Source organism: Aeromonas sp. 6P, from assembly GCF_051919525.1.
Taxonomy (GTDB): domain Bacteria; phylum Pseudomonadota; class Gammaproteobacteria; order Enterobacterales; family Aeromonadaceae; genus Aeromonas; species Aeromonas veronii.
In genome coordinates, this window is record NZ_JBQBEO010000002.1 from 976,697 (window position 1) to 996,947 (window position 20,251).

At 57.7% G+C, this 20,251-nt stretch carries 20 protein-coding genes; 13 read left to right on the plus strand and 7 right to left on the minus strand.

What is annotated here, in order from left to right; translation table 11 throughout:
* Positions 1-60 precede the first annotated feature (60 nt).
* From ACTG2J_RS04830 to ACTG2J_RS04850, 5 genes are all read left to right on the plus strand, one after another.
* The gene (locus ACTG2J_RS04830; protein WP_021230323.1) at positions 61-1,194 is read left to right on the plus strand and encodes a methyltransferase; all 1,134 of its coding nucleotides are present in this window, start codon (positions 61-63) and stop codon (positions 1,192-1,194) included.
* A 17-nt stretch (positions 1,195-1,211) separates the two neighbouring features.
* Positions 1,212-1,796, plus strand: a complete 585-nt coding sequence (locus ACTG2J_RS04835; RefSeq protein WP_005349692.1) for a YajG family lipoprotein — start codon at positions 1,212-1,214, stop codon at positions 1,794-1,796.
* A gap of 2 nt (positions 1,797-1,798) precedes the next feature.
* Positions 1,799-2,386 (plus strand): peptidylprolyl isomerase, encoded by a 588-nt coding sequence (locus ACTG2J_RS04840; protein ID WP_050547831.1) that lies wholly within the window; start codon positions 1,799-1,801, stop codon positions 2,384-2,386.
* Between the two features lie 172 nt (positions 2,387-2,558).
* Positions 2,559-3,938, plus strand: coding sequence for an AmpG family muropeptide MFS transporter (locus ACTG2J_RS04845; protein ID WP_040068511.1), 1,380 nt, complete (start codon positions 2,559-2,561; stop codon positions 3,936-3,938).
* Between the two features lie 156 nt (positions 3,939-4,094).
* Entirely contained in the window at positions 4,095-4,925 is an 831-nt protein-coding gene (locus tag ACTG2J_RS04850) for a nucleoside-specific channel-forming Tsx family protein (RefSeq protein WP_047435495.1), read from the plus strand.
* A gap of 107 nt (positions 4,926-5,032) precedes the next feature.
* Here ACTG2J_RS04850 and ACTG2J_RS04855 read toward each other — a convergent pair whose 3' ends face one another.
* On the minus strand, positions 5,033-5,515 hold the full coding sequence (locus ACTG2J_RS04855) for a YajQ family cyclic di-GMP-binding protein (RefSeq protein ID WP_047435500.1): 483 nt from the start codon (positions 5,513-5,515) through the stop codon (positions 5,033-5,035).
* Positions 5,516-5,715: 200 nt separating this feature from the next.
* Here ACTG2J_RS04855 and ACTG2J_RS04860 point away from each other — a divergent pair, with 200 nt between their 5' ends.
* Positions 5,716-6,669: a ketopantoate reductase family protein gene (locus ACTG2J_RS04860; RefSeq protein WP_113739004.1), complete on the plus strand. Its 954-nt coding sequence runs from the start codon at positions 5,716-5,718 to the stop codon at positions 6,667-6,669.
* A 37-nt stretch (positions 6,670-6,706) separates the two neighbouring features.
* Positions 6,707-7,267: a DJ-1 family glyoxalase III gene (locus tag ACTG2J_RS04865; protein ID WP_113739003.1), complete on the plus strand. Its 561-nt coding sequence runs from the start codon at positions 6,707-6,709 to the stop codon at positions 7,265-7,267.
* Positions 7,268-7,377: 110 nt separating this feature from the next.
* Here the strand turns inward: ACTG2J_RS04865 and ACTG2J_RS04870 are convergent, their stop codons facing one another.
* Positions 7,378-7,584, minus strand: coding sequence for a hypothetical protein (locus tag ACTG2J_RS04870; RefSeq protein ID WP_019445898.1), 207 nt, complete (start codon positions 7,582-7,584; stop codon positions 7,378-7,380).
* Between the two features lie 131 nt (positions 7,585-7,715).
* Here ACTG2J_RS04870 and dinB point away from each other — a divergent pair, with 131 nt between their 5' ends.
* The 6 genes from dinB (at position 7,716) to rlmM (ending at position 14,331) form a co-directional block, all read left to right on the plus strand.
* On the plus strand, positions 7,716-8,771 hold the full coding sequence (gene dinB / locus ACTG2J_RS04875; protein ID WP_113739002.1) for a DNA polymerase IV: 1,056 nt from the start codon (positions 7,716-7,718) through the stop codon (positions 8,769-8,771).
* A 66-nt stretch (positions 8,772-8,837) separates the two neighbouring features.
* The gene (locus tag ACTG2J_RS04880; protein WP_204385168.1) at positions 8,838-10,979 is read left to right on the plus strand and encodes a methyl-accepting chemotaxis protein; all 2,142 of its coding nucleotides are present in this window, start codon (positions 8,838-8,840) and stop codon (positions 10,977-10,979) included.
* Between the two features lie 284 nt (positions 10,980-11,263).
* The gene (locus ACTG2J_RS04885) at positions 11,264-12,184 is read left to right on the plus strand and encodes a transcriptional regulator GcvA (RefSeq protein WP_005338622.1); all 921 of its coding nucleotides are present in this window, start codon (positions 11,264-11,266) and stop codon (positions 12,182-12,184) included.
* Entirely contained in the window at positions 12,177-12,806 is a 630-nt protein-coding gene (locus ACTG2J_RS04890) for an alpha/beta family hydrolase (RefSeq protein WP_204420409.1), read from the plus strand. Before ACTG2J_RS04885 ends, ACTG2J_RS04890 begins: the two co-directional genes overlap by 8 nt.
* A gap of 51 nt (positions 12,807-12,857) precedes the next feature.
* Positions 12,858-13,244 carry a DUF423 domain-containing protein gene (locus ACTG2J_RS04895; protein WP_058052208.1) on the plus strand — a complete coding sequence of 129 codons (387 nt, stop codon included), beginning with the start codon at positions 12,858-12,860 and terminating at the stop codon, positions 13,242-13,244.
* The gene (rlmM, locus tag ACTG2J_RS04900; RefSeq protein ID WP_005338617.1) at positions 13,237-14,331 is read left to right on the plus strand and encodes a 23S rRNA (cytidine(2498)-2'-O)-methyltransferase RlmM; all 1,095 of its coding nucleotides are present in this window, start codon (positions 13,237-13,239) and stop codon (positions 14,329-14,331) included. Before ACTG2J_RS04895 ends, rlmM begins: the two co-directional genes overlap by 8 nt.
* A gap of 80 nt (positions 14,332-14,411) precedes the next feature.
* Here rlmM and ACTG2J_RS04905 read toward each other — a convergent pair whose 3' ends face one another.
* The 5 genes from ACTG2J_RS04905 to ACTG2J_RS04925 all read right to left on the minus strand — a co-directional run bounded on the left by ACTG2J_RS04905 (position 14,412) and on the right by ACTG2J_RS04925 (position 20,211).
* Entirely contained in the window at positions 14,412-14,870 is a 459-nt protein-coding gene (locus ACTG2J_RS04905) for a hypothetical protein (RefSeq protein ID WP_113738999.1), read from the minus strand.
* A gap of 117 nt (positions 14,871-14,987) precedes the next feature.
* On the minus strand, positions 14,988-15,995 hold the full coding sequence (locus tag ACTG2J_RS04910; protein ID WP_005349723.1) for an isocitrate dehydrogenase: 1,008 nt from the start codon (positions 15,993-15,995) through the stop codon (positions 14,988-14,990).
* Between the two features lie 159 nt (positions 15,996-16,154).
* The gene (gene xni, locus ACTG2J_RS04915; protein ID WP_376888750.1) at positions 16,155-16,955 is read right to left on the minus strand and encodes a flap endonuclease Xni; all 801 of its coding nucleotides are present in this window, start codon (positions 16,953-16,955) and stop codon (positions 16,155-16,157) included.
* Between the two features lie 135 nt (positions 16,956-17,090).
* Positions 17,091-18,446 (minus strand): nucleotide 5'-monophosphate nucleosidase PpnN, encoded by a 1,356-nt coding sequence (ppnN, locus tag ACTG2J_RS04920; protein ID WP_005338611.1) that lies wholly within the window; start codon positions 18,444-18,446, stop codon positions 17,091-17,093.
* Between the two features lie 148 nt (positions 18,447-18,594).
* Positions 18,595-20,211 carry a GGDEF domain-containing protein gene (locus ACTG2J_RS04925; RefSeq protein WP_206900345.1) on the minus strand — a complete coding sequence of 539 codons (1,617 nt, stop codon included), beginning with the start codon at positions 20,209-20,211 and terminating at the stop codon, positions 18,595-18,597.
* Positions 20,212-20,251 lie beyond the last annotated feature (40 nt).

Below are 20,251 nucleotides of genomic sequence, written 5' to 3' on the forward strand. Positions count from 1 at the left end.
CCACTTTGCGTCGCCCCTGGCGCCTGTATACACGAATCAAGCCGAGGTTGGACTCTTCCTATGCAAACCCTTCTCGACACTCCCCATTGCCAGCTCACGCTCTACCGCTATCCGCGCCAGAGTCAGGAGACCCTGCAAGCCTGGGATGCGGCTGACGAATACCTGATCAACACCCTGGCGGAGTCTCCCCTCGAGCAGACGGGCCCCGTCATCATCATGAATGATGGCTTTGGCGCGCTGGCCGCCTATCTGCATCCGCACTCCCCCTGCTGCGTCACCGACTCTTACATCAGTGAGCGGGCGACCCTGGCCAATCTGGCCGAAAACGGACTGGATGCAGGCGGGATCTGCTTGCAGGATGCGCTGGCGCCGCTGCCCGATGCCCCTGCGCTGGTAGTGATCAAGGTCTCCAAATATCAGGCTCTATTGGAGCAGCAACTGCTGGCGTTGCGGGAGGTGGTAACACCGGCAACCCGCGTTATCGCTGCCGGCAAGGCGAAGGATATTCATACCTCCACCCTCAAGTTGTTCGAGAAGTATCTGGGGCCTACCCGTACCTCGCTGGCCTGGAAAAAGGCGCGTCTCATTCACTGCGAGCCGCAGGCCGGGCAACCCGCGCTGGCCAACCCCTTCCCGACTGTCTGGCCGCTGGAGGGGAGTGGCATGCTCATCCATAACCATGCCAACGTCTTCTCGCGCACCAGTCTCGATATTGGTGCCCGTTTTATGCTGGACAACCTGCCCATCCACAGTGCCCGCAAGGTGATCGATCTGGGCTGCGGCAACGGGGTGCTGGGTCTGTCGCTGCTCGCCAAAGACAGCGAGGTGGAGGTGACCTTTATCGATGAATCCTATATGGCGGTTGCCTCGGCACAGCTCAACGTCGAGCACAATCTGCCCGATGCACTGCCGCGCGCCCACTTTATGGTCAATAACTGTCTCGACGGGGTGGCGGTCGGCTCGGCGGATCGGATCCTCTGCAACCCTCCTTTCCATCAGCTGCAGGCGATCACCGATCATATCGCCTGGCAGATGTTCAGCGATGCGCACCGGGTGTTGCCTCAAGGGGGTGAACTCTGGATAGTAGGCAACCGTCATCTGGACTATCACAACAAACTCAAGCGCTTGTTTGCCAACGCACAAGTCGTTGCGTCGAACAGCAAATTCGTTATTTTGAAAGCCATCAAACGCTAAAGCCAAAGGAAACCATGATGAAAAAGTCACTCTTGCTGCTGGCCGCCCTGATGCTGGGCGGGTGTGCCACTCATTGGCCGGAGACGGCGCTGCTCAATCCGCAGGTGATCCCCGCCAACCAGCAATACTACTCTGGCAATCGCATCACCATGGAAGGGGTAGACAAGCGTGAGGCTGCCTACGTCTTCTCCATCAAACATAAAGAGAAAGCCCCCGTGCTGGTCAACAGCGAGCGTCCGCTCAACCTGCTGATGGCCGAGCGGCTGGCCGAAGGGCTGCGCAGCCAGGGTCTCGAAGTGGGCAACAGTGGCACCACCAACCTGACGCTGGTGATCTCCAACGCCGCAGTCAATGTGGAAGAGAAGACCTTTACCTATGTCACCAAGTCCCGCGTCAGCCTGCAGGTGATCGCCGATTTCCAGGGCAACCGTCTGACCAAGCAGTTCAACATGTCCTCCAGCAAGGAGAGCCCGAGCGAGCCAAGCATGGCCGATCTGGAGTCTACACTGAACCTGCAACTGGGTAGCGTGCTGCAGCAGATCATGGCGGATGATGCGCTGCGCGGTTACCTGAAAGGTCAACCGAACGGTGCAGGGGTCTGATGATGAAAAAACTCTGGTTGCTGGCCATGCTGATCGCCCCGCTGGCGTTCGCGGGCCCGAAAGTCAGAATGGAGACCAACCACGGCAATATCGTGGTGGAGCTGGCGTCCAAGCAGGCGCCCCAGACGGTGAAGAACTTCCTGCGTTACGTGGCTGATGGCAGCTATGACGGCAGTATCTTCCACCGGGTGATCCAGGATTTCGTGGTGCAGGGTGGGGGCTACAACCAGCAGTTCCAGCAACTGCCGACTTATGAGCCTGTGGTCAACGAGTCGCGCGGCGGTCTGCCCAACAAACGTGGCTCCATCGCCATGGCCCGCACCCAGGCGGTCGACAGCGCTACTCGCCAGTTCTACTTCAATCTGGTCGACAACAATAACCTCAACGCCGGTGGCGCCGCGGGTTATACCGTGTTCGGTCAGGTGGTTCAGGGGATGGAAGTGTTGGACAAGCTGGCTCAGGTACAGACCGGTTACAGCCCCATTCTGCGCGCCAACGATGTGCCGACCAGTCCCATCATTCTGAAGAAGGTGGTCTTGTTGGCAGAAACTCCGGCAGACAAGAAAGTCGACAAGAAAGCGGGCAAGTAACTCTCGCCGGACCCGGTTCGTCACCTCGCCTCGTCAGGTCACAATACAAGGCTCATCCCGTTCGGGATGGGCCTTTTCTCTATCCGGGCTTCTTTTGCCTATCTCTTTGCTTGCCTTGGCTATCTGCCATCAACCTGCCAAAATGACGCACTTTTCCAAAGTCGTCAGGTAGTTGAACATGATCCGCAAACCAAGCTGGAGAGAGTCCCTCGCCGTTTATCTCGAATTTCGGGTATTTATTCTCTTTGCCATGGGTTTTTCATCGGGTCTGCCGCTGCTGCTGGTGTTCGGTACCCTCTCATTCTGGTTGCGCGAGGCCGATGTCAGCCTGACCGATATCGGCTATATGAGCTGGGTGGCGCTCGCCTATGGCTTTAAATGGCTGTGGTCACCGTTGGTGGATCGCATGCCGCTGCCGTTGCTCTCCACGCTGCTGGGGCGTCGCCGCAGCTGGATGTTCTTCTCCCAGCTGTTGATTGCCGCCGCGCTGGTCGGCATGGCGTTCTGCGATCCCAAGACCGAGCTGGCCCAGCTGGCGATGTTTGCCCTGCTGGTGGCCTTTGCCTCGGCCACGCAGGATATCGTCATCGACGCCTATCGCATCGAATCCGCTCCCGAGCGGCTACAGGCGGCGATGGCTGCTTCTTACATGACCGGCTACCGACTGGCGATGATCATGGCGGGGGCCGGTGCGCTGGCGCTGGCAGCCTGGTTTGGCAGCAATAGTGGCTATGACTATCGTGGCTGGCAGATTACCTATCTGGTGATGGCGGGTCTGATGTCACTCGGGGTCATCACCACGCTGTTTTGCCACGAGCCGGAAATCGATCTGGCCGAGCAGGGCAAACAACAGGCCGAACGCAAGGCGCAGCTCCTGGAAAAAGGGTGGCCTGCGCTGCTGGCGAGTGCGGGGGCCTGGGGCTATGAGGCGGTCTGGTGTCCGTTTGCCGACTTCTTTCGTCGCTATGGCAGCTCGGCGCTGCTGATCCTGGCTCTGATCGCCTGCTATCGGGTTGCCGATGTGGTGATGGGGGTGATGTCCAACAGCTTCTATGTGGATATGCAGTTCAGCAAGACCGAGGTTGCGACCATTACCAAGGTGTTTGGCGTCATCATGACGCTAGTGGGGGCGGCGCTGGGGGGCGTGCTGGTGATGCGCTTCGGTACGCTGCGCATCCTGTTCTTGGGGGCGCTGCTCACTGCCAGCACCAACCTGCTGTTTGCCCTGCTCAATCAGGTTGGTCACAACCTGGAGCTGCTGACCCTGATCATTTCCCTCGACAACCTCAGTGCCGGTATCGCGACCGCGGCCTTCGTGACCTATCTCTCCAGCCTGACCAATGTGGCATTTTCGGCCACTCAGTACGCCCTGTTCAGCTCGGTAATGTTGCTGCTACCCAAGTTGCTGGCCGGTTTTTCCGGACAGGTTGTGGAGCAGATTGGCTACAGTGCCTTCTTTGTCGGAACCAGTTTATTGGGCTTGCCCGTGTTGTTGTTGATTGTGCTGGTCGCCAGAAAAGGGAGTGAGTTGCTCTCAACGGCTGACAAATAGCAAGCGTTTGCGTAGAATCGGGGGTGATTAGATTCACACTTCCGGATAAAGTTCCCGAGAAGTTGTTTCACCCCCAATTTTATTTGATTAGAATCCCTCTCGCTCCTTGTGGGCAGGCTACGGAAAACCTCAACTAACGCACAAGAGACCAATAAAATGGCCAAATTTACCAAGACTCTGATCGCTGCCGGTCTGCTGGCTGCTGCCGCTACCCCGGCCTTCGCTGCTGACTACAGCGGTGATATCCACAAGAATGACTTCAAATGGTTCCAGTTCAACGTCATGCATACCATCGATCAGATGCCGCATGCTGATGGACAAGATTTCAACGACACTTATTTTGAAATGGAGTTTGGTGGTCGTTCCGGTATTTTTGATCTGTATGGTTATGTCGATGTATTCGATATTTTCCAGAGCAGCCATAGCGATAAGCACAACGGCGAAAACATGTTTATCAAGTTCGCTCCGCGTATCTCTATCGATGGTATGACTGGTAAAGATCTCTCGTTTGGTCCGGTTCAAGAGTTGTACGTAGCTAACCTTATTAACGTTGGCGGTGCAGATGGCCAGTTTGAAGCTATGACCGGTCTGGGCGCTGATGTGATGGTACCTTGGTTCGGCAAGATGGGCATGAACCTTTACGCTCGTCATGTTAATGAAGGTAGCGGTGAGCAAGGCTGGAATGGCTATCAGTTCTCCGTGAACTGGTTCAAGCCTTTCTACACCTTCTCCAACGGCAGCTTTGTTGCCTATCAGGGTTACTTGGATCACCTGTTTGATGCCAAAGACAGCTCCAGTACTGGTACCAACATGTTTAACGGTATCTACTGGCACAATGACCGCTTTGCTGTTGGCTATGGTCTGAAATACTTCCATGATGTGTACGGCATCAAAAATGGTTACCAGCCTGACCCGACAGACAAGCCTGATTTGCACCTGAAAACTACAGGCTTCGGTCACTACTTCGACGTTACCTACAAGTTCTAATAAAACTTGGGGTACAAAAAACCGGAGCATCTGCTCCGGTTTTTTTATGGCCGCGATTTAGATAGCGTGGCGCGAGTCATCAAGTGCGCCACGGCTGAGTGGATAAATCAGTCGCGGAAGTTCTGGAACTGCATCGGTTGACCCAGTTCGGCGCCACGGACCAGTGCCATGGTCTCTTGCAGATCGTCACGCTTCTTGCCGGTGACACGTACTTCATCACCCTGGATGGCGACCTGTACCTTGATTTTGGAGTCCTTGATCAGCTTGACCAGCTTCTTGGCGATCTCTTTCTCGATCCCCTGCTTGAATTTGACGGTCAGGTGGAAACGCTTGCCGGAGTGAACGGAGTCACCCACTTCCATGGAGCTGTTTTCGATGTTGCGCTTGAGCAGGGCGCCGCGCAGGATTTCGACCATCTGCTTGAGCTGGAAATCAGCATCGGCTTCCAGCTTTACCTCTTCCTTGTTCAACTCGAAGCTGGCTTCTACCCCACGAAAATCGAAACGGGTGGCCAGTTCACGATTGGCGTTGTCGACTGCGTTCAACACCTCGTTCATTTTGACTTCAGAGATAATATCGAATGACGGCATAGCCGGAGCTCCTCATGTTGCGTTATCGGGGGGCAAATCTACCAGAAAACGGGCAAATTTGCTGATTTTGATGGGGTTGCTCTGCTAGAATCCCCTGCGCACAGGACGGGTGGACCCGTTAGTGTCCACCAGCGACATCTTCACTTATCCCCGGTAACAGGTTGAGAGGATTGCAACCCTTACCCTGACAGAGTCACACCATGCCAAGCGGATTAAAAAATTCCCGACAGCCCGTTATTCCACCCGTTACTCCGAAGTGGTCACTGTTGGGTTGTGGCGCCCTCGGCGGCGTTTTTGCCTCCCTGCTGACCCAGAGTGGTCAATCCACCCGTGTCTTGTTGCGCGAACATCATAAGTCCACGCTCCATCCGGGGATCGATTTCACCTCGCTGGAGGGGCATGTTCAGTTGCTCAATATCGAGCGCGGATTTGTCAGCAAACCCGGCAAGATCCAGCGTCTGCTGGTGATGACCAAGGCCAGTCAGGTGATTGCCGCACTGACGCCGCTGGTGGGTAAGCTGGATGCCGGCGTGCCGATCGTGCTGCTGCACAACGGGATGGGCATTGCCGAGCAGGTGGTCGAGATGTTCCCGCACAATCCGGTGATTGCCGGTGTCACCAGCCATGGTGCCATGCAGTGCGGCCATTTTGTCTTCCGTCATACTGGCAAGGGTGAAACCTGGCTTGGCCCGATCAACGATGCCGCCAAGGCCCATGCCGCGCTCGCGGACGAGCTGGCGCTGGCACTGGGTCAGGCTGGTTGGGATGAACAGGTATTGACGCGCCAGTGGCAAAAGCTGGCCATCAACTGTGCCATCAATCCCCTGACGGCCCTCTACAAGCTGAAAAATGGCGAGCTGGCGGGCCCCCGTTTTGCCGATGCCCTGCAGCAGATCTGCGTGGAAGTGGCGGATGTGATGTGCGCCGAAGGGATTGCGACCGCGGCAGAGGAGTTGCAGCGTCGGGTGCTGACAGTGGTGGAGCTGACCGCTGACAATTACTCCTCCATGCATCAGGATATGGAGCTGGGACGCGAGACCGAGATTGAGGCCATCACCGGCTTCCTGCTGGCCAAGGCTGCCCGGCATGGCATTGCCGTACCGGTCAATCAGGGTCTCTATCAGGCGATCAAAGAGAAGAGTCAGGCCGTCTGATCTTTTACATGGTAGAGCAAGCAGCAAGGAGGCGAACGTGAGTGTACTGGTGCTGGTGGCCCCCGGGTCGGAAGAGATAGAGACGGTCGCGATTGTCGATACCCTGATGCGCGCAAGTATTGAGGTGGTGCTGGCCTCTTGCTGCCCTGCCGGATCCCGGCAGGTAAAAGCGTCACGCGGGGTACAGCTGGTGGCCGATTGTCATATCGACGAACTGACCCGTCGGGACTTTGAAGCCATCGTGGTACCCGGTGGTCTGCCCGGCAGCGAAGTGATCCGCGATACCCCGCTGGCCATTGATCTGCTCAAAGAGCAGGCCGCTCTTGGTCGCTGGCGCGCTGCCATCTGCGCCGCCCCTGTGGTGGTGTTGCAACATCATGCTCTGCTGGGTGATGCCATCGTCACCTGTCATCCCGGCTTTCAGTCCCGACTACCGACATCGCAGCTGTCAAGTGAGCGGGTAGTCAGGGATGAGGCTCATCGCCTTATCACCAGTCAGGGGCCGGGCAGTGCAATCGAGTTTGCGCTTGAACTGATCCGGATGCTGCGTGGGGATGAGGTGGCGGCCACTGTCGCTGGCCCTATGGTGCTGCCTTGAGCGCACTCTGCTGCAGAATTAAGCTGGTCATGCTTTGAAAACGGGCCCCGGTCATCTTGATCGGGGCCCGCTTGTTATCTGCCGTTGTCGGTCACGCCATCTTGTCCGGCTCAGTAGTCGTACTGTTTGCACTTCTTCTTGCGAAACTCTTCACGCCAGCGTGACAACTCTTGCTCTGTGCCGAGTGTGTCCCCTTTCTTGATGGCCTGTTCCAGTATCTCAATCCGGTCGTACAGCCAGCGGCACTCTGCCGTCGGGTTGTTCTTGCCGATGCCGGTCAACGGCAGCAAACAGAGTCCCAGCCAAAGATATTTCATCCCGAACGCTCCTTGTCATTGTGGTAGTAAAGGTCTCCTTGGAGTCTACTATTTTAGCCGCAACGAGAGAGATAGAGCTGCGGTTATCCTTGGGGTAAGATGATGCCATGTCTGTTTATTTATACAGTGGTATGCGCAAGATCATCCATATCGACATGGACTGCTTTTTTGCCGCGGTGGAGATGCGGGACAATCCGGCGTTGCGGGAGGTGCCGCTCGCCATCGGTGGGGCCTCCGAGCGGCGCGGCGTCATCTCGACCTGCAACTATGTGGCGCGCCGGTTCGGGGTGCGCTCCGCCATGCCGAGCGCGCTGGCGAAAAAACTCTGCCCGCCGTTGGTACTGATCCCTGGGCGAATGGCGGTGTACAAGGATATCTCCCGTCAGCTCAGGGCCATTTTCCTGCGCTATACCGATCAGGTTGAACCGCTGTCACTGGACGAGGCTTACCTCGACGTGACCCACAGTCGCTGTTGTGGCGGTAGCGCCACCCTGATGGCACAAGAGATCCGGCAAGCCATCGTCTCCGAACTGGGATTGACCGCCTCGGCCGGAGTGGCCCCCAACAAGTTTCTCGCCAAGCTCGCCTCGGAGCAGCGCAAGCCTGATGGTCTGTTTGTCATTCGTCCCGACGAAGTGGCCGAATTTGTCTGCCAGTTGCCCCTCGGCAAACTGCCCGGGGTGGGGCGCAAGACTGCCGAGCGGCTGGAGGCGCAGGGGCTCTACACCTGTGAGGATGCGCGGGCCTTGTCGGCACAAGAGCTGTGCAGCCGTTTTGGCAAGCTGGGGGAGATGCTGACGACCCGGATCTGGGGGCTGGATGAACAGCCGGTGCAGGCGCACCGGATCCGCAAAACCATCGGGGTGGAGACCACTTTGGCGAGCGATGTTTGTGACGAAGCCGCCTGCCTGACGGTATTGCAGCAACTGCTGCCGGAGCTGGAGCGGCGATTTCAGCTGGCGTGCCCTGCCGAGCAAGTGATGGGGCAGGGGATTAAACTCAAGTTTGCCGACTTCCACCAGACCACCGTCTATCGCAGTCAGGGTGGCTATCAGCCAGCCTTGTTCGTTCCCCTGCTCAAAGAGGGGTTACAGCGGGCGCAAGGGCGTTCGGTTCGCCTGCTGGGCTTGGTGGTGGGTTTGCCAAGAGAGGGTGAAGTTAATCAACTCTCGCTGGATTTGCTGTGAGAGAGTTAAGTTTTTGTTTATAAAGTCGATAATCTATCCATATCTGTATGACGTAGGAATATTGGCATGAGCGCTCTTTCTGTCCAGGGTCGGATTACCCTGATCGCCGGTTGCTGTCTGTTGGTGACAGCCGCCGCTCTGGTTGCCTCTTCGATTTACAACGCGAACAAGATGCAACAGCAGGTGCGGCAAGCCACCATGCACGAGGCGCAGCAGTCTGCCGAAAACTGGATGAAGGCGATGGGCTCGGAGCAGGCGGCCAAGGTAACCAGCTATCTCGATGAGGCCTATTTCCGCGCCAGTTTGCTGGCAGAGAGCGTGTTGTTCCAGCGCAAGAATGCGGCCGAGAACTTTGTCCATTCGGAGGCGCTGCGCAGCGCCGTCAATCAGCAGCTGCACGATGCCGTTGCCTCATCGACCAATCTGCTTGGTGTCTATGCGGTGTTCGAGCCTGACCAGCTGGATGGGGAAGACAGCAATTATCAGGGCTCAACGGCGCTGGGTTCCAACGACAAGGGGCGTTTTTCCAGTTACTGGGCCTATGACAACGGCAAGATAGAACCGGAAGTGCAGAATGAGGATGTACTGGCCGATGAGAGCCCGACCGAGGCAGGTGGAATCGAAAACGAGTGGTATCGCTGCAGCATTCGCACCCGTGCCCTCTGCCTGCTGGAGCCCTATCTGGACGATGTGGGCGATAAACAGATATTGATGACCTCGGTGACGGTCCCGCTGCTGGAGCAGGAGACCTTGCTGGGGATGGTCGGGGTCGATATCTCGCTGGCCACTTTGCAGAGTCTGGTCAGCACCATGGACAAGGAGCTCTATGAGGGCAAGGGCAGAATCTTGCTGGTCAGTCACGAGGGGCGCGTGGCGGGAGCCGATGAGTTCGATGTGACCATGGGGCGTGGGCTGGATCAGAAGTATCAGGGGCTGGCCAGCGAGCTGAAAGGCTGGCTCAGTCAGGGTCAGGAGCTGACTCGTTGGAGCAGCGATGGCACCCTGTTGCAGACCTTTGTCCCGGTATCCATGCGTGGCACCGACCGTAAATGGGGCATCTACATTGAATTGCCACGGGCCGTAGTGCTGGCCTCGGCCCAGCAATTGCAAGATGAGCTGGCCAGTGAAGCCAATCGCAGCGTGGTCTCGCAGCTGTCGATCGGAGTGCTGATCTCGCTGGTTGCCCTGAGTTTTATCTGGTTGATGGCGCGCCAGATTGTGGCACCCATCCGCGCTGTAGTTGCCCGCCTCAAGGATATCGCCAGTGGTGAGGGGGATTTGACCCAGCGTATCGAGATCCAGCGGCAAGACGAGATCGGCGAGCTGGCCAAGTGGTTCAACAGCTTCCTCAACAAGTTGCAATCCACCATCAGTCAGGTGATTGATACCGTCTCCGGTACGCGCAACAGTGCCGAGCGAGCCGCGCAAGTGGCCGAGCGCACCAGCAGTGGCATGCAGGCCCAGTATCAGGAGATCGATCTGGTGGCGACGGCATTTGAGGAGCTGAGCGCCACGGCGTTGCAGGTCTCCGGTAATGCCGGCTCGGCGGTGGCTGCCGCCAACACCACTGATGCCGCGGCGCAAGAGGGTAAATATGTCGTTGCCGATACCCAGGAGGCGATGCGCAAGCTGATGACCATCATCAACGATGCCCAGCCGGTGGTGGAGCGACTCTCCGCCAACAGCGACAACATTAATGACATCCTCATCGTGATCCAGGGAATTGCCGAGCAGACCAACTTGCTTGCGCTGAATGCGGCTATTGAAGCGGCGCGGGCCGGTGAGCAGGGCCGTGGCTTTGCCGTGGTGGCTGATGAGGTGCGCAATCTGGCGGGTCGCACCCAGAATGCCATCGTCGAGATCCAGACTCTGATCAGCCAACTGCAATCCGGTACCGGCGCCGTGGTCAAGGCGATTCGCGATGGTCATGGACAGGCTGACGAGACCCTCGCCAAGGTGGATCTCTCGGTGCAGGTGCTGGAGCAGATTATCCAGTCGGTCTCCACCATCCATCAGATGAACGAGCAGATTGCCCGGGCGGCACAGGAGCAGAGCCGGGTGGCGGATGAGATCAACCGCAACGTCAGCAACATTCGCGATGTGAGCCACACCATCCGGGCCGAGGCGGCGACCTCCGCCGAAAATGGTCGCGAGCTCTCTGCGCTGGCGGACAAACAGCAGCAGCTGGTGGGGCAGTTCAAGGTATAGAAGGGATGAAAAAAGGCGCCATCCAGCTGGAGGCGCCAAACACATTCAGATGACAGACTGGGTCAAACCGGTGAGATTTGAGCCCCTCTTCCCGCAGAGGAAGAAACACAACACCACAATCGCAGTCGAAAGACTCACTAAAAACACATGTAAACCAACACGTAGTAGAAAATGTGAGCCATATGACGACTGATTGCTGGGCGAATTATGTTTATTCACTGGTCGGCCCGCAACCGACAAATTATAATGCGCCCCATTAGAAAAACTCATCGTCGGCTGGTGTCATGTCTCGTCGTTTACCCCCGCTCAATGCCCTCAAGGCCTTTGAAGCAGCGGCTCGTCACTTAAGCTTTACCCGCGCAGCAGAAGAGTTGTTTGTGACTCAGGCTGCCATCAGTCACCAGATCAAGGCGCTGGAGGAGTATCTTGGCATCAAGCTGTTCCGCCGCAAAAACCGCTCCTTGTTGCTGACCGAAGAGGGGCAGGGCTATTTCCTGGATATCAAGGACATCTTTGCCTCCATCTCTGAGGCGACCGATAAGCTGCTGGCCCGTAGTGCCAAGGGGGCGTTGACTGTCAGTTTGCAGCCGAGTTTCGCCATCCAGTGGCTGGTGCCGCGGCTGGTCAAGTTCAGCGAGCGCCACCCCGATATCGATGTACGGATCAAGGCGGTCGACCTCGATGAAGGGTCGCTTACCGACGATGTGGATGTGGCGATCTACTACGGGCGCGGCAACTGGCCGGGTCTGCGCTCGGACAAGCTGCATACCGAATACCTGATCCCGGTCTGCTCCCCCTTGCTGCTGACCGGGCCCAAGCCACTGCGTACGCCGCAAGATTTGACTCTTCATACCCTGCTGCACGATACCTCCCGCCGCGACTGGAAGGCCTGGTTCCGCCAGCTCGATATCGATGCACCCAACGTCAATCAGGGGCCCATCTTCAGCCACTCCACCATGGTGATCCAGGCGGCGATCCACGGCCAGGGGGTGGCGCTTGGCCACAGCGTGCTGGCACAACCCGAGATTGAGGCCGGCCGCCTTATCTGCCCGTTCGAACAGGTGCTGGTGAGCAAAAATGCTTTCTATCTGGTGTGCCAGGAGCAACAGTCGGATCAGGGCAAGATCGTTGCCTTCCGCGACTGGATGCTGGAGCTGGTGGAGCAGGAAGAGGCGCGTCGCAGGGCAAGGCTCGCCGATGCCTGATGTGATCCGCGAGGGGGCAATTGATGCCCCCGTTCGCATTTTGCTGGCCCACGGGGCAGGCGCGGGGATGGATCATGTTTTTCTTGCCGAGTTGTCACGCCTGCTGGCTGGCCCCGACATCGAAGTGGTGCGCTTCAACTTTCCCTACATGACTAGGCGAGTACAGGATGGCAAGCGCCGCCCGCCTGACAGGGCGCCTGTGCTGCTCGCCCATTGGCGCGACATGATCCGCGAGTTTGCCCATCCACGGCTGTTTCTGGCGGGCAAGTCGATGGGGGGGCGGATGGCGGCGGAACTCTATCGTGAAGGCGAGGGTGAGATGAATGCTGCAGGATTGCTCATTCTCGGGTATCCTTTCCACCCTCCGGCCAAGCCCGACAGCTGGCGAGGCGAGGTACTCAAGCATATTGCAGTACCAACCCTGCTGTTGCAGGGGGAGCGCGATACCTTCGGTAGTCGCGCCGAACTGGCCGATTTCCCCTTCTCACCCGCCGTATCGGTCCATTGGTTGACCGATGGTGATCATGGTTTCAAACCGCGTAAAGCCAGTGGCGTGAGTGAGCAGGATAATATGCAGCATGCAGCGGCGGCCATCAGCCATTTTGTGGCCCGGCATGGATAGCACGAGAGGGTTGGCTTTATTGCCAGCCTCGATGAGAGAGGGAGAGTGAGGATGCAGATCCATCGACATTGGCTGATACTGGCCGGTCTCTTCGGGTTGACGGCCACCATGCTGGGGGCTTATGGCGCCCATGGATTGGCGGCGACCGGCATTACGCCCGAGCGTCTGGCGGCATTCAATACCGCCGTGCAATATCAGTTTTTTCACGCATTGGCCCTGCTGGTTCTGGGCTGGTGTGGTGTGCGCAGCAAGGTGATCCACCTGGCTGGCACCGCTTTTGTGCTGGGGATCATCGGATTCTCCGGCAGTATTTACGCCATGGTGCTGCTTGGCAGCAAGGGGCTGGGGTTGATTACTCCGGCCGGTGGCCTCTGTTTTATGTTGGGATGGGCGGCCCTGATCTGGGCTGGCTGTCGTCTTGGAGGAAAAAATGAATAATCTGCTGCTTTATTGCCGCCCCGGTTTTGAGAAAGAGGCGGCAGCAGAGATCACCGAGCGTGCCGGTAACATGCAGTGCTACGGTTTCGCCCGGGTCAAGGACGACAGCGGTTATGTGATCTTCGAACTGTATGACGAGGAGCAGGCGGACCTGCTGGCTCGCAAGCTGCCGTTCCGGGAGCTCATCTTCATCCGCCAGATGCTGGTGGTCACCCATGAGCTGAAGGATCTGGATGTCGCGGACAGGATCTCCCCGATCCTTGAGGCGGTGAGTGACTACACCATTTGCGGCGATCTGCGGGTCGAAACCGCGGATACCAACGAAGCGAAAGAGCTGTCGGCCTTCTGCCGCAAGTTCACCGTGCCGCTTCGTCAGGCGCTGCGCAGCAACGAGATCCTGACCAAGAAGGAGACGCCAAACCGTCCGGTGTTCCACGCCTTCTTCATGGCCAATGATCACGTGTTGCTGGGTTACTCCTACTCGTTCAACAACTCCGGATTCCACATGGGGATCCCGCGCCTGCGCTTCCCGGCCGATGCACCGAGCCGCTCCAGCCTCAAGCTGGAGGAGGCGTTTTACGTGTTCGTGCCGCGGGAAGAGTGGGATGTGCGTCTCTGTTCAGGCATGAAGGCGGTGGATCTGGGCGCCTGCCCGGGTGGCTGGACCTATCAGTTGGTGCGCCGTGGCATGATGGTGACGGCGGTCGACAACGGTATGATGGCCCAATCCCTGATGGATACCGGTCAGGTCAAGCATATCCGGGATGACGGTTTCGTCTGGCGTCCGAGCAAGAAGAACACCTACTGGCTGGTGTGCGACATGGTCGATAAACCGGCGCGGGTCGTTCACATGATTGCGGACTGGTTCCGTGAGGGTGACTGCCAGGAGGCGATGTTCAACCTCAAGCTGCCGATGAAGAAGCGTTATGCCGAGTCGGTGCACAATATCGAGGTGCTGCGCGAGATGCTCAAGGAGATCGACAACGCGTTCGTGATCCAGGCCAAGCAGCTCTATCACGATCGAGAAGAGATCACCGTGCATGTTTACAACAAGTACTGGGTCTCCAAACTCGAGCCCAAGGCGTGATGTAGCCGTTCAGCCCGTACGATAAAAACCAAGACCGACAGGGAACCCTGCCGGTCTTTTGCTATTCAGGGCTCGAAAAATCAGAAACGGTAATCGAGGCGCAGGGAAGATTCGTCGTCGGTCACCTTGATCTCTATCTGCAGCGGGATGGTTTTGTCGACCGGATTGAATTGCATCTTTATCCCGTCTCCTCTCAGCCTGAGGGCGGTGTTCATTCCGCCAGCCTTAAACTTGACCTTGGGTCTGAAGCGTTCGACCGACAGACTGACGCTCTTTTCCGGGGTCAGATTAAGCTGCGGGTAGGAGGTGATCTTTTGATTACCAAAGTTGTCGGTGGAGACTTCAATACCAAACGACAGGGGTTTGGGGGCCTTGAGCAGGTCGTTGGTATCCAGGCTTGAACGCCATACCTCGGTGGCAGTCCGTTTTTCCTGCTGTGGCAGTTTGGCGATTTGGGTTGATTGGGCCTGTTCGAAGGCACTGGCAGTGCCACAAACCAGCATCAGACCCGACACCAGATAGCACCCGTATCCCTTCATGAAAAACACTCCCTGTTCTTCTTCTCTATTGAACATAGTTGCTGTTTGGGGAGTGGCAAAGGATTCGGAAACATAAAAAAGGGAGCCGAAGCTCCCTTTTAAAATCAATGAATTAACTCACAAGCGATCGATGATGGCCTGGGTGAATTCGCTGGTGGAAGCCGTGCCGCCCAGATCGCGGGTGACCCGATCACCAGATTCGATGGTAGCTCGTACCGCCTCGCGGATCCGCTCTGCTTTATCCTGCATGCCGAGGTACTCCAGCATCTGAATGGAGGCAAGGATCACCGAGGTCGGGTTGGCGATATTCTTGCCAGCTATGTCAGGCGCAGAGCCGTGGACCGCTTCGAAGATGGCCGCGCCATCGCCGATGTTGGCGCCGGGTGCCATGCCAAGGCCGCCGACCAGACCGGCGCAAAGATCCGAGAGAATGTCGCCGAACAGGTTGGTGGTGACCATGACATCGAAACGCTCCGGGTACATCACCAGGTTCATGCAGGCGGCATCGACGATCATCTCTTCGCTCTGGATATCCGGGTAGTGGCTGGCGATTTCACGTGCCACTTCGAGGAACAGGCCGGAGGTCGATTTGAGGATGTTGGCCTTGTGGATGATGGTGACCTTCTTGCGCCCTTCCTGACGAGCCAGCTCGAAGGCGAACTTGACGATGCGCTCGGCCCCTTCGCGGGTGATGATGCTCATCGCCTCGGCACTCTTGTTGTCATCGCTGCGCTTCTGACCTGCACCCGAGTACATCCCTTCGGTGTTTTCACGCACCGTGATGATGTCGATGTTGTCGTAACGGCTTCTGGTGCCCTTGAAGGAGATGACCGGACGCACGTTGGCGTAGAGGTTGAACTTCTTGCGCAGGGAGACGTTGATGGAGGTAAAACCGCCGCCGACCGGTGTGGTCAATGGCCCTTTCAGGCTCACCTTGTTCTTCTCAATCAGATCCAGGGTAGCCTGGGGCAGCAGCTCGCCATGCTTCTCGAGGGCAACCAGACCTGCATCAGCGTATTCGTACTCAAAATCACAGCCCGCATGGGTCAGGATCTGGATGGCTGATTCAATAATGCTGGGGCCGATGCCGTCGCCGGGGATCACGGTAATTTTTCTTTTGGACATGAGAGGGTTCCACTTCCAGGGTATAGGGGAGGATGGGGCTGCTTTATAGCATTTACTCAGCAAACCAACCACATTCCTTTACATTCTACTCACTTTTATCAACAGCGAGGGTGAGTCTCGTCATGGTTCACGCCCTTGCCTGCATTTTTGTTCGGCACTTTAGTCTGGCTGGGGCGGGTAGCGGATGTCCCGCAGGTTGAATCCCAGCGGAATATCCCGCTGCAAGTGCACCAGCCGCTGGGCCAGCAGGGCTTCATCCTTATGTTGGCGCAGCTTGAGCAGTGGCTTGGCGGCGTCCTCTTGCTGACAGGCTTCGAGCATGGCTGCCAGATTGCCATATTGCTGCAACAGCTGGGTGGCGGTCTTGGGGCCGATCCCCGGAACCCCCTTGATATTGGAACCGCTGATACCGGTCAGGGCCCAGAAGTCGACCAGCTGAGCAGGGGCTACCCCATATTGCTGCTGGACGAAGGCCGCATCCAGCCAGCGTTTGTTGAAGTAGTCGCGCACCCGGATCTGTGGGCAGAGCAGTTGGCAGAACCCCTTGTCGGTGGAGATGATGGTCGCCTGATGGCCATGGCTGGCGATGCCACTGGCGAGGGTGGCGATAAGGTCATCCGCTTCATCGGTCTCGGAGAGCAGTGCATCGACACCGCACTCCCAGAAGGCGTCCTGCAGGGTCGTCAACCCCTCACGCAGTTCGAGGGGCATGGGGGTTCGCCCCTCCTTGTAGGCCGGATAGACCTCCTTGCGCCAGCTATGCACCTCGCCATCAAACACGGCAATGACATGGGTCGGCTCGCTATTGGCCAGCAGCTTGCGGCAGGTATTGATAAGGTTGGCGCGGGTTGCAACCAGCGCCTGGGCAGGGGGCAGTGCCTGCTGGGCCTGTACCGCGTGCAGACGGCGAATGAGGTTGAGGGCATCGATGATGAGCAGGTGTGGCCGGATAGTTGACATGGGGCACTCTTGGCGGTCGGGACGCCCCATTGTAACAAACCGCTTGCCTTATGGGGGATTGATGGCGGTTGGGAAGGCATTGAGCCAATAAAGAGGGGCGTTGATGCGCCCCTCTGTCGATGATGTATCTGTACCCTAGCGGACGATTTCGTAGCAGGGCACATACTGGCTGCCCGGCAGCTTCATCCGCTGCTGCTTGACGAAGCTTTCCAGCAGTTTGTCCATCAGGTGCATCAGCTCCTTGTCGCCGTGCAACTTGAAGGGGCCCTTCTTCTCGATGGCGCGAATGCCCCCTTCCTTGACGTTGCCGGCGACGATACCGGAGAAGGCTCGACGCAGGTTGGCGGCCAGCAACTGGGGCGGCTGGTTGCGGTGCAGATCCAGACTGGCCATGCTGGCGTGATCCGGCTCGAAGGGGAGCTGGAACTCCGGCTCAATCTTGAGGGACCAGTTGAAGGAGTAGGCATCGCCGACCGATTTGCGGTATTCGCGGATTTTCGGCATCGCCTCTTTCATCACTCGGGCCACTTCCGGCGCATCACCGACAATGATCCGGTAGAGCTTGGTCGCCGGTTCACCGAGGGTCGCCTTGATGAAGTCGTCGATGGCACGGAAGTAGTCGGCGCTCTCTTTCGGGCCGGTCAGGATGATAGGCATCGGCTGCCGCTCGTTGGCCGGATGCATCATGATGCCGAGCAGATAGAGCAGCTCTTCGGCTGTGCCGACCCCGCCCGGGAAGATGATGATGCCATGGCCCAGACGCACGAAGGCTTCCAGCCGCTTCTCGATATCCGGCAGGATCACCAGCTCGTTGACGATGGGGTTGGGCGGTTCGGCCGCAATGATGGAGGGCTCGGTCAGGCCGATGTAGCGCCCGTTGCGCACCCGCTGTTTAGCATGGCCAACGGCGGCCCCCTTCATCGGGCCCTCCATGGCGCCAGGGCCACAGCCGGTACAGATGTTCAGCTCACGCAAGCCCAGTTCGCTGCCCACGGCGCGGGTGTACTGGTATTCGATCTCGTTGATGGAGTGGCCACCCCAGCAGACGATCAGGTTGGGATCGGCGCCGGGCAGGATCACCTTGGCGTTGCGCAGAATGGCGAACACCACGTTGGAGATATGAGTGGAGTTGGTCAGATTGACCTGGCGGTTGGACTCGAGCTGATTGGAGACATAGAGAATGTCGCGCAGCACCGAGAAGAGGTGCTCCTGAATGCCGCGAATGATCTCGCCATCGACAAAGGCGTGCTCGGGGGCATTGAACAGTTCCAGCTTGACCCCGCGCTCGCGCCGGATCACATGAATATCGAACGATTTGAAGCGCTCCAGAATCTCCTTGGAGCTGTCGGTATGGCTACCGGAATTGAGCACTGCCAGCGAGCAGTTGCGAAACAGTTGATAGATATCGCTGGAGGCAGTCTGCTTGAGGCGATCCACCTCAAGCTGTGACAGCAAATCCATGCTGCCGACGGGATTGATGTGCGTAATCATAGGTTCCCCTTTACTCACTTGTTATCGTTCTGTTTTTCCCTGGGGAGAAAAGGGGACGCTATGTTGCATCCCCTGAGATCGATAGTAGTGGTAACAGAGGGTGGAGGGAAATAGGGCGACGACTGTTCGCTGTTTTTTTAGCCGCTTGTCAGGCCAGTGTCACTTGATCCCGACCGGTGTGCTTGGAGTGGTAGAGTGCCTTGTCCGCCCGTTCAAACACATCTGACGGGTTATCCCCATCCTTGAACAGGGTTGCGCCGATGGAGATGGTGATCTCCACCTTGGCATCGCGAAAACGGAACGGGATGCTCTTGATGGTCTGGCGCAGGGTCTCCAGCGGCTTCTGGAACTTGTCCGGGTTGATGTTGGGCAGCAACACCACGAACTCTTCCCCACCAAAACGGGCGATGAAGTCGGTGTCACGCAGCGCGCTCTGCAGCGCTTTGGCGACCACTTTCAGTGCCTTGTCACCCGCCATATGGCCGTAGTTGTCATTGATGTTCTTGAAATGATCGATGTCGATGATCGCCATGCAGAGCGGAGTGCGGTAACGAAGCCAACGTTTGTATTCCTGCTCCAGCCGTTCATCGAGGGCGGCCCGGTTGTGTACCTGGGTCAGGCTGTCGAGGAACAGCTTGTGTTTTTGAATGGTCAGCCGCTTCTTGTACTCGGCGGTCTCCTCCTTCATCAAGCGCAGCTTGGACTCCATGGTGGAGAGGCGGGTGAGCAGGTGACGCTCCCGCGCCGCCGTGCTGTCACGCTCTTGCAGCAGCAGGTTGATGGCGCCCATATGGCCGGAGATGGCGCGCTTGAGCGCATCGATGGAGTTATGGCTGGCCAGGGAGTGATCGATCGCCTGCAACTCGTTGACCAGCGCCTCGCGGGTCTCGCGGGTTTCGTTTTGCAGCGCACGCCCCTCATCGAGGGATTCGGTAAACCCGACATGTACTGCGGACAGGCTCTCGTTGAGGGAGCTGAGGAAGGCGCGAGAGGCTTTGCGCTCCTCACGGGTGCCTTCGATGATGAGCTCGATCACCTGCAGGCAGGTTTCCGCCAGCAGTGCAGGGTTGATCCCGATCAGTAGTTGGCGGCGAATGTCGCTCAGGCTCTCGCCGATGGCGCCGGCAAAGTCGAGTTCGGTGATAAGTCGCTGCAGCTCATCGGCGATACGGGCGTGATCCTTGAGATCAAACGGGTCGACATCGGGCTGGCCATCGTTGCTGGCAGTATCGCTTTCTTGTTGAGTTGCACCTGAAGGTGCCAACAGGGGTTGGCTTGGCAGCAGCTGGATCTTGATCGCCTGCTGGTAGAACTCCAGCAGCTTGATCACCTTCTTCTGGTGATCGGCAATGCCGTAACCGGCGGGACTTGCCAGAAATTCCTTGAGGGACTTGCGGGTCTCTTCCGGGAAGCCCTTGATGGTTTTCAGCTGTTTGGAACCAAGATCGATGGCAGTTTGAGTCAGGGTGATCGACTCTTCCAGCGCATTGCTGTGCTGCTGCAGCAATTTTTCAATGGCCAGCAGGTCGGCGTCCAGCGAGGTAAATGCGGGATTGTTATCCAGTTTCTGCTTGAGCTTGGCGAAGCGATTGTCCAGCTCGCGGTCGAAGCCACGGCAGGAGAGCATCAACTTGTTGATAAACTGGATGCCGCGAGCACGCTCTGCATCGGAAAACGACAGCACGCCGTCGAGTTCCAGCTGTTTCTGCTGAAGGGATTCCCTGAGTCTTGCCAATTGTCCTGCTACGGCAGCGATGTCATTCATTATCAGGTCGCCCTGTTGTCATTATTGTTTTTGGTGTTGG